Consider the following 13128-nt stretch of genomic DNA (forward strand, 5'->3'; position numbering starts at 1 on the left):
GACGCCCACAGGCGTGCCTCTTGCTCGAAATCGTCTTTGCCGCCGGTGCGACAGCGCTTATTGGCCGCACACCTCGCCCACGAATCCCAGGGTGCGGGAGGCGAGCGGTGCCTTGATCCAGGGCACTCTGCCCATCAGGGAGAGCGCCAGATTGCGGCCCACCACCAGGGGAGCGTGATGGTTTGAGAAGAGCTGGGCCAGGGAGGACGTGAGCCAGACGGTCTGGGCCTGATCGTCACGCCGCTGCTGCCAGTAGCCGCTTAGCACCTCAAAGCCGCCGATGTCTTCCCCCGCCGCGAGCGCACGGGCCAGGGTCCGGGTCAGCACGTCCAGATCCCGCATGCCGAGGTTGAACCCCTGACCGGCGATGGGATGCAGCAGGTGAGCGGCGTTGCCCACCAGCACGGTACGCTGGGCCAGGGGATAGTCGGCCACCGTCAGCACCAGGGGGTAGAGGTTGCGCGCCCCTGTGCGCACGAAGCGCCCGAGTCGCCAGCCAAAGGCCTGCTGCAGACGGGCGAGAAAGGCGGCATCATCCAGCGCCATCAGGGCCTGTGCCTCGTCCCGCGGGACGCTCCACACCAGAGAGGAGAGGCCGTCCTGCATGGGCAGCAGGGCCAACGGCCCTCCGTCGGTGAAGCGCTCGAAGGCCCGCCCGGCGGGATCCTCGGCGGTCTTGACGGTGGCGATGATGGCGCTCTGGCCATAATCGTGGCGACTGACCGGCATCTTGAAATGCTGGCGCACGAAGGAGTGGCCCCCGTCGGCCGCCACCAGCAGCCGGGTGCGGTAGCGCGCGCCCCCCTCCAGGGCGAGCGTCACTCCCCCCTCGTCGGGGTCGATGGCCTCAAGCCTGGCCGGGCACAACATACGGATCTGCGGGCAGGCGGCGATCTCCTCTTGCAGCACGATGCCCGCCGCCGACAGCTCGATCACCTGACCGAGGGCGGGCAGGCCATACTCCGCCGCCGACAGCCGGGTCTGGCCGCAGTGGCCCCGATCCGACACATGGATATGGGTGATGGGGGAGCAGTGGGGCGCCAGGTGCGGCCAGAGGTCGTGACGGGCCAGCGCCTCGCAGGTACCGGCGGAAAGCGCGATGGCACGGGCATCGAAACCGGGATGCGCATTGAGCTCGGGCGCACTCGCCTCCAGCAGCAGGATCTGCAGGGGGGCACCATCCTGTCCTTTCAGGGCGGCAAGGGAGAGGGCCAGCACGGCACCGCTCATACCACCGCCGACGATAGCCACGTCGACGTGAACCAGATCAGATTGAGACATGAGAAGAGGGCATAGGCGAAAAAACGTGGGCCAATCCTACCACAAAGGTGGCGGACGGGATGCGAAGCCACGGGCAAAAAACCGCTTTGGCGCCATGGGTTAGCAGAGTACCTCCCCTGCTCTCACCCCTTGTAAAACAGAAAGAGCGCCGTGATGCGCTCTTTCATTGACCCGCTGGGCGGGCAGATCAGTGCAGGGTCGGCGGCATGCTCGGTGCAGCCGGGCGCTTGCCAAACTCCTCGAACGCCATCATGACCCCGAGGCGCACGTGTTCGTAAAGCACCAGGAAGGAGGCTTCGTTCTCTTCATCTTCCTGATCGAACTCGGCAGAGACCTGGGTGATGCTGGCGATGTCCTGAATCATCTCCTGCAGCTCTTCGGATGCCTTGGAGAGCTCCTGTTGCACCACGCCAAAGCCGGCCAGGAAGGCCTGGGACCAGTCCACCAGCGAGTCGATGCGCTCATCGAGCGGCGCCTCGTCGCTTGGCAGCAGCAGCTCGACGCCCTTTTGTGCCATCAGACTCTCGATCACCTCGTGATAGAGGTCGGTCATCACCTGGCGCACCGGTGCCGGCAGACCGAAACCGTCGTTGATCAGATCATTGAAATGGGGCTGCCAGCTTTTGTCGTCCAGGGCCACGCCACCGCACACCAGGCCGCAGATCACGCCATGGGCCTCGACGGCCGTCGCCATGAGGTCGTGCTGTGCCATCAGGTCCGCCACGGCGGCGTATTTCAGGGGGTTTGTTTTGCTCATCTAGGATCCGCTCAAAGTTCAGGCAAATATGCAGAATTTATGGCCGAGATCCTAGCATTCTCCCCCTGCCAGAGCCAGCAAGGCCTTGAAACTTCTGCATCTGCGCTATATAGTCCCGCCCAGTTGTCCACGTGGATAAAGGCGGAAATCAGCCCCGCCGTATTGAGGAAGGCATGAGCATAGAGGCCGTAGAAATCGTCATTCTGGGACGTCCCTACAAGGTGTCCTGTCCCCTGGGACAACAAGATGCCCTGCGCCAGGCCGCCGACCAGCTGACCGACAAGCTCATCGAGCTTCGTCAACGTTCCAAGGTCTCCAGCAACGAACAGCTGGCCGTCATGGCAGCGCTCAATTTCTGTCATGAGCTCTGCCTTGAAAAAGAGAAAAACCACCAATACTCTGAGACCATGGACAAGCGGATCAAGATGCTGCAACGCACCATCGAAGCCGCCTTGATCGAGCACGGACAATACGGTGAATCCAGCGAAGAGGCGCAACAGCCCTAATCGCACCGAGTTTTGAAATTCCCTGGAGTGTTTGTCAGCCGGTTCAAGTCCCCGAGCCGATATTCATACCAAACAGGGGGTCTGCCTTCTGGCTATTGAGCATGCTCGGCCCGACCGAGAAGCCTGCGGCCAGATTAGATCTCCGCCTTGAACCGACGGTTCAAGGGCCCAAACCGGCAACGGCATCTCCGGGGTACCTACCCAAAAAAGCCCGTCATCACGACGGGCTTTTTCTTTGCCTGCGCGGCAACCCCCTTCCACTCGCCTGCGGCGTCTCGCCACCCGGCAGGAGGCAGTAAAAAGCCCGCCAACGGGGCGGGCTCTTGGCCGTGTCAGACGGCCATCTGCTCGTGGGGCGCGCCGTGGTGGCGCAGCCACACAAAGCTCAAGGCCACGATCAGCACCATCACCGTCATGATGGCCCCCAGGGTCACCTGCCCCGTCATCGGGAAGCTGGCGGCCACCAGGGTTACCACGCCAGCCCCCAGATTCTGCATGCCCCCGAGCACGGCTCCCGCGGTGCCAGCCTGGCCCGGGAAGGGCTCGATGGCACAGGAGGTAGCGGTCGGATAGAGAATGCCGCTGCCAATGAAGTAGACCGCAGCCCCGCCCACGAGGGAGGCAGCGCTCACCATGCCGAGCAGCCCGGGTACCAGGATGATGAGCGACCCCAGGGCCAGGAAGGCGATGCCAAGGCGCATCAGCTTGCCCTGGCTCAGGCGAAAACTCAGTCTGGCGGAGAGCCAGGCGCCGAACAGATAACCGGGCAGCGGCAGCACGAACAGCACGCTGACGGTGCGGGCACTCAGCTTGAGCACGTCCCCCAGCAACACCCCGGCCGCCGCTTCGAACACCGCGAGGCCGGCAAAGGTGGCCATCAGACAGAGCAGGTTGCCCTGAAAGCGCGGGTTGCCGAGCACATGACGATAGGCGGCGCCCACCCGCAGCGAATGCTGGCGGGCGGATGCTGGCAGCGTCTCCCCAAACCAGGCCAGCAGCGCCAGGGTGGTCAGGGCACCAAAACCGAACAGGAACCAGTAGCCGGCACGCCAGTTGAACAGCTCGGTGAGCCAGCCGCCCAGCACAGGTGCCAGCAGAGGGGAGAAGATGACCCCCATGCTTACCAGGCTGTTGGCACGGTTGAGCTCGGCGCCACTGTAACGGTCGCGCATCACGGTCCGGCTCATGGCACCCCCTGCCCCGGTGCCCAGCCCCTGGATCAGGCTGCCCGCCAGCAGGGCGGTGAAGCTCGGGATCAGCTGGATGGTGAGGGTGCCGACCAGGAAGATCATCATGCCGATGATGAGCACAGGACGACGACCGATGCGATCCGACAAGGGGCCATAAACGAACTGGGAGAGGCCGTAGGGAATGAGGTAGCAGGCCATCACCGCCTGCAGTTGGCCGGAGGCCACATGGAAGTCCCCCGCCATCATGGGAATGGAGGGCACATAAAGGGTCTGGGTCATCTGACCCACGGCGACCATCAGAATGGTCAGGAAAAACAGGGGATAGAAGCTGTGCCGATACATACTGTCGTCCGAAAAAAATCAAAAAGCCGCCACCCTCCGGGCAGGGATCTGCAGGAGGTGTCTGACAAAGGTCGTTGAAGAGGAACAAGGCGGAGGACCCGCACCCGCCAGCAGCAGGACGCTCTCTGGCTTGCGACAATCTTAGTGATTCATATCACAAAAAACGAACGAAACTTTATAATCTGCTTACCCAAGTTTTTCTAATGCGACGGGGCCCAAGGCCCCGTCACTGTCATCTCATCATGGGGGAAGGGTTCATCCTGTCCCCTCTTTACCCCACTCTTCTCACCTCGGCCGACGCGCCTTCGAACATGGGGGTACCCGCCTCCCCCAGTCTCAGACAACGAGGAGCAACCTTGCCGGCCAGCCCCTCGTCATGGGTCACCAGCAGCAGGGCGCAGCCTATCTCTCCCAGTTCCTCCAGCAGACAGGCGATGGTCTGTTGCTGGCTCAGGGGATCGAGCCGGGACGTGGGCTCATCGGCGAACAGCAGCACAGGGCGCAGCAACAGGGCCCGGATAAGCGACAGCCGCTGCAGCTCCCCTCCCGAGACCTGGTTTGGCAGGCGCGTCAGCAGCCGTTCATCCAGCCCCAACCGGGCCAGATAGTCGACAAGCCGATGGCGGGGCAGCCTGTGTAGACGCAGCACATCATCGAACTGGGTGGCGAGGCGTACCCGGCTGGCAAAGGCCTGCACCGGATCCTGATAGAGCTTCTGCCAGCGGCAGGGGGCTACCCCTTCCCGTCGCAGCACCTCCCCTTGCAGGGGGCGTTGCAGACCCAGCAGCACGTTGCCGAGGGTGCTCTTGCCCGCGCCGCTCGGCGCCATGATGGCCATTTGCTCCCCTTGCGCCAGGGCAAGGTCCAGCCCCGTGAACAGGGGTTGAGCCCCATATCCCATGGCAAGCCCCTTTCCGCGGATGAGCCAGTCACCGGTAGGAGGGACGGCCGCCTCGGGCCAGGCGGAGGGCTCCGCCGCCAGCAGGGCCCGGGTATAGGCATGGGATGGCGTGTGCAGCACACGCTCGGCGGGCCCCTGTTCCACGATCTCTCCTCCCTTGACCACCAGCACCCAGCCCCCCAATGCGCGAGCCAGGGAGAGATCATGGGTGATGGTCAGCAGATGGCGTCCACGGGCCAGGTAGCCCAGCAACAAGGCACCCAGCCTGGCTGCGGCCCGGCTGTCGAGCCCCTTGGTGGGCTCGTCGGCCACCAGCAGACGGGCCTCCCCCAGGGTGGCGGCGGCAAAGGCCGCGCGCTGGGCCATGCCTCCCGAGAGCTGGTGTACAAAGGCGCCCTCCCGCCCGGCCAGTCCAAGCCGCTCGAGGGCGGCACGGGCCCGCGATCGGGCCTCCTTGCCGCCTGGCAGCCACCCTTCCTCCACCTGGGCAAGCAACCCCATGGTGGGATCCAGCGCCAGCACCGGCTCCTGGGGCAGCATCGCCAGCTCCCGCCCCCAGAGAGTGCGCAGGCGAGGCGTGTCGGCCAGGTTGTGATGGCGGCCACCCGACACCATCTCGCCCCGGCCTGTCAGGGGGGCTGGCAACGTGCCCATCAGGGCATGAGCCAACAGGGATTTGCCCGAACCGCTCTCCCCGATCAGGGTCAGGGCGGTGCCGGGATGAATGGTGAAATCCAGCGCCTGCAACAGGGTTTTCTGGCCATCATCGACCTGCAACCCCTTGATATGAATGGCCGTCATGAGGTGGCTCCTTGTGAAGATGGCATGTCAAGGCCGCGCGTCTGATGAAGCAGCACCAGGGCCAGCAACATCAGCCCCATGACAAGAATGGGGGCCAGTAGCAGACGGGGAGCCTCCTGATAGTGGGGCAGCGCCTCCGTCATCATCAGCCCCAGCTCCGGCGTTGGCGGCTGAATGCCCACTCCGACAAAGCCCAGGGTAGAGAGGGTTAGAATGGCACCCGCTAGGCCGAAGGCCATCATGGTGAGCAACTGGGGGGCGAGCTCGGGCCAGAGATGGCGCCGCACCACATGGGCATGGCCGAATCCCAGCAGACGGGACGCCTCCACCTGGGGCGAGGCGAGCAGCCCCCGGCTGCGGGCACGCACCACCCGGTAATACTCCACCCACTGGGCCATGGCCAAGCCGAGATAGAGGATGGCAAAGCCACCCTGGGCCATGGCGGAGAAGAGCAGCACCAGCAACAGGCCTGGCAGGGCCAGCACGCCGTCGGCCAGGCTGCGCAGCAGACCGTCGACCCAGCCGCCGCGCCAGGCCGAGAGCCAGCCCAGCAATGACCCCAACAGCGCCGCCGTGATGACGCACAGCAGTCCCAGCAGCAGGGAGAGCCGGGTCGCCGCCGCGAGGCGCGCCATCAGGCTGCGCCCCATCTGATCCCGCCCGAGGGGCTCCTGCCAGGAGGGATCAGCCAGAAACTGTGCCAGATCCTGAGCCGCCGGATCGGGCCAGAGCACGGGACCCAGCAGGGCAAACAACACCACCAGCAGGAGCAGGCCCAGCCCCGTTTTGACAGACAACGACATGATCAGGACTCCTTGGGACCACGGGGGTCAATGGCAAGACAAAGCAGGTCGGTGAGGGTATTGAGCAGCACGAAGAGCACCGCCAGCACCAGCACTGTCCCCTGAACCATGGGGATGTCGCGCCAGAAGATGGCGTGCACCAGCGCATGGCCGATCCCGGGCCAGGCAAACAGGCTCTCGACCACCACGACCCCCTCGATGAGCAGCACCAGCTGCACGCTGGTGTAGGCGATGATGCTGACCCCGGTGTTGCGCAGACCGTGACGCCAGAAAACCCGGGCCGGCGAAAGCCCCTTGGTGAGGGCAAATCGGTAATAACCGGACTGCACCACGGTGAGCACGCTTTCACGCACCACCCGGGAGAGCACGCCGGAGAGCCCCAATCCCAGGGTCAGGGCGGGCAGCAGCAGGTTGCTCCCCTCCCCGTGCCCTGCCGCACTGACCCAGCCCAGCTCCACCGAGAGCATCACCATGAGCACCAGGCCGAGCAAGAAGGGGGGCAACGCACGCATCAGCACGCTCCAGCCCAGGGTCAGGCGATCACACCATCCCCCCGGGCGCAGCGCACTCAGGCTGCCAAGCGGCAGCGCCACCACCAGCGCCAGCACCACGGAGGCGCTCGCGAGCGTCAGGGTGGCGCCCAGGTGATGACCCACGTCGGCGGCGACCGGTGCGCCCGTCACCAGAGAGCTGCCGAGATCCCCTTGCAGCAAGGCCCACAGCCAGTCGCCAAAACGGGCAAGGGCCGAGCCGGCCAGCCCCAGCTCGCTGCGCACCGCGTTGGCCGCCTCGGCGGTGACATAGTCATAGCCATAACGACCCGCCGCGATGCGAAAGGCGATGTCTCCGGGCAGGGACTGCACCATCAGAAAACAGAGTCCGGCCACCAGCAGGGCAACCACCAGCGCCTGCACCAGACGCTGACCCAGTATCCCCATGACGCGAGACAAGGGTGTCGCTGTCATCGTGCGCTCCATGTCAACTTGTCCAGGCCATAGCTGCGCTCCTGGGGATCGAGTTCAAACCCCTCCAGCCCCCGACTGACCGCCGCGCTCTGGCGGTACCAGGCGATGGGCAGGAGCGGCAACTCCTGTTGCAGTGTCGTGGCTATCTCCCGGCGAGCCGCAGCGGCGTCTGTGGGCGACAAGGCTTGCGTGGCAAGGCGGGTCAGTGTTTGCGTCATGGCCGGGGAGTGCCAGTTCATCACCCCCCAGTCCGCACCGGCAGGGGCCAAGTCCCCCAGCAACGTGACCAGGGGATCCGGTACCAGGGCATAATTGCGGGCGTAGAGACCAAGCTGGAGCGAGCCGTCCTGATGGCCCGCCGGGATCTCGCTCGAGTTGCCCACCGCCACCTTGAGATCCACCCCCACCGCCTTCCACTGCGCCTGCAGTGCCGTGGCGAGAAGCGGCAGCTCCGGACGGTCAGGGAAGGTACGCAGGGTCAGGGCGAAGCGCTCTTCCCCCTTGCGCAGCACACCGTCCTCCCCCGGCTGCCAGCCTGCCGCCGCGAAGGCCGCCCGGGCCGCCTTAACGTCATAGGCAAGCGGCGTCAACCCGAGCTGGTGCCACTCCCCCAGAGTGGGAGGAAAGAGCTGGGTTGCCGCCATCTCGGGATCCCGCAGCAGGGCGGCTGCCATACCACGACGATCGATGGCGAGACTCAGGGCACGGCGCACCACCGGATCGCTCAGACGGGGATCGGCGCCATTGAGCTTGAGCTGGATGGTCCGTGGCAGGGTGACCGAGGCGATGGAGACCCATGACGCCTGCTGCAAGCGGCGGATGCTGACCGGATCCAGCCCCCAGGCGATGTCGGCCTGACCGCTCTCGGCCATCAGGGTGCGGCTCTCTGCACGCCCCACCGTCAGGTAGCTGACCTCCTCGATTGCGGGCCTGGCCCCCTGCCAGCCGTCGAAACGCACAGTCTCTATCCGCTGGGGTTGTTGCAGGCGGGTGATGCGGTAGGGGCCAGAGCCTATCACCTGGGTTACCTCCCCCTTGGTATCATAGGCGGCCTTCGCCAGGATCTGGGTGCTGGGGTGGGCCAGCACGGCCGGCAGGGAGGCGAAGGGTTCGCTCAGGGTGACCTTCAAGACGCCATCGCCAGCCTCGATGGACGCAATGGGAGCGCTGGTCATCACGCCGGGCTTGCGCCAGGCCTGTTGCAGGGCAAAAGCGGCCTGCTCGGCGCTCACCTCGCTGCCATCGTGAAAACGGGCCCCGGGGCGCAACGTGAATCGCCACTGCAGACCGTCATCGCTACGCGACCACTCACTGGCAAGCCCGGGTTGCAGATTGCCTTTCCCATCGACATCCACCAGGGTCTCCGCCACCTGCATGCGAGTAAAGAAGACCCCGTTGCTGGCGGGGTCGACACTGTGGATCTCCCAAGGCCCCACCATGGAAAGCGGTTTGCCGTCGGCTGCAGTCGTTCCTGCCATCAGAGCCAGGGCGAACCACCCGGCTGCGGTGCATTTTTTTGTCATCCTTTCCATCCAAGCTTCATGTTCATCAACCAAAGAGATTGTGTTATAACATAACAATTAATCAGGAAGAATGACTTTTGATTTTTGATAAATGGCTTATTTGAAAGACAAAAAGCGACTGCGATGCAGATCGTCAAACAACGGGGAGTCAAAGGGGAATAAAAAAGATGGCCCGTCAGGGCCATCATGATGGCGTCAGCGAGTCACCATCTGCTGCGCCCGCTTGACCTGATCCTCGGGGCTCTCATTGCGCGGTGGAATGGTGATGCCCTTCTGGCAGGCGGGCCTGGCTTCCATGCGTGCCATCCAGGCCTGCAAATGCACCAACCCCTCGATGGAGATACCACTCCAGTCGTGGATGCGCACCCAGGGCCAGGTAGCGATGTCGGCGATGCTGTACTCGTCTGCCAGATACTCATGGTGTGCCAGATGGCCGTCGAGCACCTCGAACAGGCGTCGCCCTTCCTTCTGGTAACGCTCGATGGCGGCCGGGATCTTCTCGGGGAAATAGCGATAGAAGACGTTGGCCTGCCCCATCATGGGACCGACGCCTCCCATCTGGAACATCAGCCACTGGATGGCCTGGGAGCGGCGCTTGGGATCCTGCGGCAGCAACTTGCCGGTTTTTTCCGCCAGATAGATAAGGATGGCGCCGGACTCGAACACCGCGAAGTCACCATTGTCCCGATCGACGATGGCCGGGATGCGGCCATTGGGGTTGATGGCAAGGAACTCGGGCTTCTTCTGCTCCATGGTCGCGAAATCAAGGGGAATGACCTTGTAGGGCAGCCCCAGCTCTTCGAGGGCGATCGACACCTTGAACCCGTTGGGCGTGGCGGCAGTGTACAACTCTATCATCTTGGACTCCTTGAACGTTCAGGGGAAAGGATCAGGCCTGGGCGCTGGACCGGGCACTCACCCGGTCATGCCAGTCCTGCAAATGGGGCTGTTCGGGGGTGATGCGCAGGCCGACCACCTTGCCAAAATCAATGGTACAGAGGGCAAGAATGTCGGCGATGGTGAAGCGTTCCCCCGCAATATAGGGCACCTCGGCAAGACGGGCATCGAGCTTGTCAAACCAGATCTGAGCCTGTTGCTTGCACTCCTCCCCCCATTCGGGGAAGACCCGCTCCCGGTCTTTGTAAAAACCGGTGATATGACGAAACGCCATACCGGTCGGCAACCAGAGGTTGAACTCGATGAAGCGACTCCACATCTCTATGGTGGCGCGCTCCAGCGCGGTGCAGCCAAACAGGTTCGGTTCGGGGTGAAGCTCTTCAAAATAGCGGCAGATGGCCAGGGTTTCACTCAGACAGGTTCCGTCATCGAGTTCCAGCACAGGAATGCGCCCGGCCGGGTTCTTGGTCAAAAAGGCGGGCGCCAGGTTTTCCCCCGCCCCCAGATCGACCTGTTGATATTCCATCTCGATCCCCTTCTCCGCCAGAAACATTCTGACCCGACGGGCATTGGGGGCTCGTCTCAACTCATAAACCTTCATGTCACCTCCGTCGACGAACACACAGTGGGCCGCTGCGCAGGCCATAGCAAAGCGGCACAATGTCGGTCCGTTATGACAAATATTGTGCCGCTTGAACAGCCCGCATCGAGGGGGAGATGATTAGCTGCTCAGTACCCCTGGTTGGCGCTGGCGCAGCAAGATAAGACGGGAAAGCAGCGGGAAATAGGATGCAAACTTGCTTTGCAGCACCAGGCTGCAGGCAGGATCCGCCAGTTCGGCCTCATCCAGCAGAATACCGTTGGAAACGAAATAAAAATGCGGATCCCGGACATCCGGCCCCTGTGGAGTATGTTCATACTGTCGATGCACCAACAGGGGAAGCACCGGCAATCCCAGTGTACTGCCTCCTGCTGGCCAGAGCGGAACAGGCCAGGCAGCCCCCTCTTCTTCCAGCAGCAGGATCGCCGCTTCGTCCTTCGACGGTTGCCACTGCTGGGGCTGCGCCACCCGGACCTCGGTGACATAATCGCTCTCTTCGCTGGCGGCACGCAGTGCGGCCAACACACCCAGAGTCGTCGGCGACGACGGTTTCTGACTGACTAATGACAGATTCATGGCTCATATCCCTATGCTCACCACAGCCTGTTATCCGGCTGTCGCGATAAGACTAGTTGATTACAGGTCTTTATTGGAGCCGTCAGATCTGTCAGTCCCCCCCTGACCGAATGAGGGCATAGCAGTTGCTATTCCCGAATATCTTGGTAAGATGTCGCGTCCTTTTATCCCCCGTTCTTTAACATCCAGTGGTGAACCTATGCATCCGATGCTGAATATCGCCGTGCGCGCTGCGCGCAACGCCGGTCAAGTAGTAGTAAAAGCCTTTTCTCAACCCGAGAACATCGAGGTTATCCAGAAAGGCAGCAATGACTTCGTGACCAACGTTGACCGTGACGCCGAAGCGGCCATCATTCACACCATCAAAAAATCTTACCCGGAACACAGCATCGTTGCTGAAGAGTCTGGCGAGATTGCCGGTACCAATCCGGACTACCAATGGATCATCGACCCACTGGATGGCACGACCAATCTGGTCAAGGGCATTCCGCACTTTGCCGTTTCCATCGCTCTGCGCGTCAAGGGCAAGACCGAACAAGCCGTTGTCTACGATCCCATCCGTGACGAGCTGTTCACTGCCACCCGCGGCAGCGGCGCCCAGCTGAACGGCTACCGCATCCGTGTCGGCAAGGCCAAAGAGCTCTCCGGCACCATCCTGGCCACCGGGTTCCCGTTCAAGCAGAAGCACCACATCGAACCCTACCTGAAGATGTTCCAAAGCATGTTCATCGAGTGTGCCGATATCCGCCGTGCTGGCTCCGCCGCGCTAGATCTCGCCTATGTGGCCGCTGGCCGCGTCGACGGTTTCTGGGAAATCGGCCTGAAACCCTGGGACACCGCCGCCGGTGAGCTGCTGGCCAAAGAAGCCGGCGCCATCGTCACCGACTTCGTCGGTGGTCACAACTACGAAAACTCCGGCAACATCGTGGTAGCCAACCCCCGCGTGCTGAAAGAGATGCTCGGCAAGATCCGTGAAAACCTGCCGGAATCCCTGGCCAAGTAATCCCGGATACCCGCGAAAAAAATGCCAGTCGGTTCGCCGACTGGCATTTTTTATTCCTGACTACAGCGAAAATCCCGCCCCTCTCGATGACTCAACGGGATCAGATAGTGCCGTTGCGTCCCATGTTGATCACCACCCGACGATTCTTGGCTCGGCCAGCTTCCGTTTCGTTGGAGGCCACGTGCTGTTTCTCACCGTGCCCTTCCACCGAGATCTTGCCCTCCTCGATGCCGAGATCCACAAACACCTGCTTGATGGCATCCGCCCGCTTCTCGGAGAGCTTCTGGTTTGGCCAGCGGCCGCCATAGCTGTCGCTGTAGGCGTCGATCACCACCACATCGATGCTCTTGTCTGCCTTCACATAATCACCGATCATCGCCAGCCGCCGCTTGGAGGCCGGTGACAACTGATCGCTGTTCTTGTCATAGGAGAGCACGCTGAAGGCGATGTCGTTGAAGCTGTAGGGCAGCAAGCCACTCAGGCAGTCCATGAACGCCTGGTACTTGACCCTGAAATTGACCGACGAGAGCGATACCCGCACCGGCCTGTCCTGACGATACCAGTCGCGATACTGGAAAGTCGGCATACGCCCTCCTTCCAGCTCGTCCAGCATGGTCCAGGCGGTCTGCCCCGCCACCAGGCCGTCAAACTGCTGATAGAACTGCAACTGGCTGATCTGACGCCCGGCCACCCCGGGACGCCAGCTGGGGGGCATGATCCCGAGGCTCACTGTCTGGGTACGCGCCTGGGGTCGCTGCCCCTTGAGCTCGAAATCCAGATTGATCTTGCGCCCGGCCCGGCTGACAAAGGCCCCGGTTCCCCAGCGGGGAATAGGATGCTCCAGCCTGCACTCCACCTGGGTATCAGAGGTCAGGCGCCAGACGGATTGATCCAGACCGGCGCCAAATTCGGTCACACCCGCCTGCAACTGCATACTCACTGATATGCTGATCAACCCCAACACCCAAGCATTCAACGGCTT

General features: G+C 62.9%; 13 protein-coding genes and 1 other RNA gene. 3 read left to right on the top strand and 11 right to left on the bottom strand.

Annotated features, from left to right (window positions below; all coding sequences use genetic code 11):
- Nucleotides 1–57 precede the first annotated feature (57 nt).
- Nucleotides 58–1281, bottom strand: a complete 1224-nt coding sequence (ubiH, locus tag I6L32_RS19325) for a 2-octaprenyl-6-methoxyphenyl hydroxylase (protein WP_216944362.1) — start codon at nt 1279–1281, stop codon at nt 58–60.
- 187 nt (nt 1282–1468) lie between these two features.
- Nucleotides 1469–2038, bottom strand: a complete 570-nt coding sequence (locus I6L32_RS19330; protein ID WP_114522763.1) for a UPF0149 family protein — start codon at nt 2036–2038, stop codon at nt 1469–1471.
- A 173-nt stretch (nt 2039–2211) separates the two neighbouring features.
- On the opposite strand from I6L32_RS19330, the gene zapA reads away from it, so the two are divergent.
- Together zapA and ssrS are read left to right on the top strand one after the other, a co-directional pair.
- A complete protein-coding gene (gene zapA, locus I6L32_RS19335; RefSeq protein WP_010675086.1) occupies nt 2212–2544 on the top strand; it encodes a cell division protein ZapA in 333 nt (110 codons plus the stop codon).
- A gap of 16 nt (nt 2545–2560) precedes the next feature.
- Nucleotides 2561–2743: non-coding RNA, 6S RNA (gene ssrS, locus I6L32_RS19340), on the top strand.
- Between the two features lie 133 nt (nt 2744–2876).
- Here ssrS and emrD read toward each other — a convergent pair.
- The 8 genes from emrD to I6L32_RS19380 form a co-directional block, all read right to left on the bottom strand.
- A complete protein-coding gene (emrD, locus tag I6L32_RS19345) occupies nt 2877–4076 on the bottom strand; it encodes a multidrug efflux MFS transporter EmrD (protein WP_216944363.1) in 1200 nt (399 codons plus the stop codon).
- A 271-nt stretch (nt 4077–4347) separates the two neighbouring features.
- Complete coding sequence (locus I6L32_RS19350) at nt 4348–5778, bottom strand: ABC transporter ATP-binding protein (protein WP_216944364.1); 1431 nt, start codon at nt 5776–5778, stop codon at nt 4348–4350.
- The gene (locus tag I6L32_RS19355; protein ID WP_010675089.1) at nt 5775–6581 is read right to left on the bottom strand and encodes an ABC transporter permease; all 807 of its coding nucleotides are present in this window, start codon (nt 6579–6581) and stop codon (nt 5775–5777) included. Before I6L32_RS19355 ends, I6L32_RS19350 begins: the two co-directional genes overlap by 4 nt.
- Before the next feature lie 2 nt (nt 6582–6583).
- Nucleotides 6584–7546 (bottom strand): ABC transporter permease, encoded by a 963-nt coding sequence (locus I6L32_RS19360; RefSeq protein WP_029314710.1) that lies wholly within the window; start codon nt 7544–7546, stop codon nt 6584–6586.
- Nucleotides 7543–9069 (bottom strand): ABC transporter substrate-binding protein, encoded by a 1527-nt coding sequence (locus I6L32_RS19365; protein ID WP_216944365.1) that lies wholly within the window; start codon nt 9067–9069, stop codon nt 7543–7545. The genes I6L32_RS19360 and I6L32_RS19365 overlap by 4 nt, the downstream gene beginning before the upstream one ends.
- A 195-nt stretch (nt 9070–9264) precedes the next feature.
- Nucleotides 9265–9927 carry a glutathione S-transferase family protein gene (locus tag I6L32_RS19370; RefSeq protein ID WP_039038751.1) on the bottom strand — a complete coding sequence of 221 codons (663 nt, stop codon included), beginning with the start codon at nt 9925–9927 and terminating at the stop codon, nt 9265–9267.
- 31 nt (nt 9928–9958) lie between these two features.
- Nucleotides 9959–10567 carry a glutathione S-transferase family protein gene (locus I6L32_RS19375; RefSeq protein WP_043154927.1) on the bottom strand — a complete coding sequence of 203 codons (609 nt, stop codon included), beginning with the start codon at nt 10565–10567 and terminating at the stop codon, nt 9959–9961.
- A gap of 120 nt (nt 10568–10687) precedes the next feature.
- A complete protein-coding gene (locus tag I6L32_RS19380; RefSeq protein ID WP_216944366.1) occupies nt 10688–11143 on the bottom strand; it encodes a hypothetical protein in 456 nt (151 codons plus the stop codon).
- Nucleotides 11144–11342: 199 nt separating this feature from the next.
- Here I6L32_RS19380 and suhB point away from each other — a divergent pair, with 199 nt between their 5' ends.
- A complete protein-coding gene (suhB, locus tag I6L32_RS19385) occupies nt 11343–12146 on the top strand; it encodes an inositol-1-monophosphatase (protein ID WP_039038754.1) in 804 nt (267 codons plus the stop codon).
- A gap of 100 nt (nt 12147–12246) precedes the next feature.
- Here the strand turns inward: suhB and I6L32_RS19390 are convergent, their stop codons facing one another.
- Nucleotides 12247–13122 (bottom strand): OmpA family protein, encoded by an 876-nt coding sequence (locus tag I6L32_RS19390; RefSeq protein ID WP_039038755.1) that lies wholly within the window; start codon nt 13120–13122, stop codon nt 12247–12249.
- Nucleotides 13123–13128: the final 6 nt, after the last annotated feature.

The organism is Aeromonas sp. FDAARGOS 1402 (assembly GCF_019046925.1).
Lineage (GTDB): Bacteria > Pseudomonadota > Gammaproteobacteria > Enterobacterales > Aeromonadaceae > Aeromonas > Aeromonas caviae.

Excerpts from the sequence above, each read along its gene's own strand:
- ubiH (WP_216944362.1), bottom strand. The coding sequence starts at position 1,281 with ATGTCTCAATCTGATCTGGTTCACGTCGACGTGGCTATCGTCGGCGGT.
- I6L32_RS19330 (WP_114522763.1), bottom strand. The coding sequence starts at position 2,038 with ATGAGCAAAACAAACCCCCTGAAATACGCCGCCGTGGCGGACCTGATG.
- zapA (WP_010675086.1), top strand. The coding sequence starts at position 2,212 with ATGAGCATAGAGGCCGTAGAAATCGTCATTCTGGGACGTCCCTACAAG.
- emrD (WP_216944363.1), bottom strand. The coding sequence starts at position 4,076 with ATGTATCGGCACAGCTTCTATCCCCTGTTTTTCCTGACCATTCTGATG.
- I6L32_RS19350 (WP_216944364.1), bottom strand. The coding sequence starts at position 5,778 with ATGACGGCCATTCATATCAAGGGGTTGCAGGTCGATGATGGCCAGAAA.
- I6L32_RS19355 (WP_010675089.1), bottom strand. The coding sequence starts at position 6,581 with ATGTCGTTGTCTGTCAAAACGGGGCTGGGCCTGCTCCTGCTGGTGGTG.
- I6L32_RS19360 (WP_029314710.1), bottom strand. The coding sequence starts at position 7,546 with ATGACAGCGACACCCTTGTCTCGCGTCATGGGGATACTGGGTCAGCGT.
- I6L32_RS19365 (WP_216944365.1), bottom strand. The coding sequence starts at position 9,069 with ATGACAAAAAAATGCACCGCAGCCGGGTGGTTCGCCCTGGCTCTGATG.
- I6L32_RS19370 (WP_039038751.1), bottom strand. The coding sequence starts at position 9,927 with ATGATAGAGTTGTACACTGCCGCCACGCCCAACGGGTTCAAGGTGTCG.
- I6L32_RS19375 (WP_043154927.1), bottom strand. The coding sequence starts at position 10,567 with ATGAAGGTTTATGAGTTGAGACGAGCCCCCAATGCCCGTCGGGTCAGA.
- I6L32_RS19380 (WP_216944366.1), bottom strand. The coding sequence starts at position 11,143 with ATGAATCTGTCATTAGTCAGTCAGAAACCGTCGTCGCCGACGACTCTG.
- suhB (WP_039038754.1), top strand. The coding sequence starts at position 11,343 with ATGCATCCGATGCTGAATATCGCCGTGCGCGCTGCGCGCAACGCCGGT.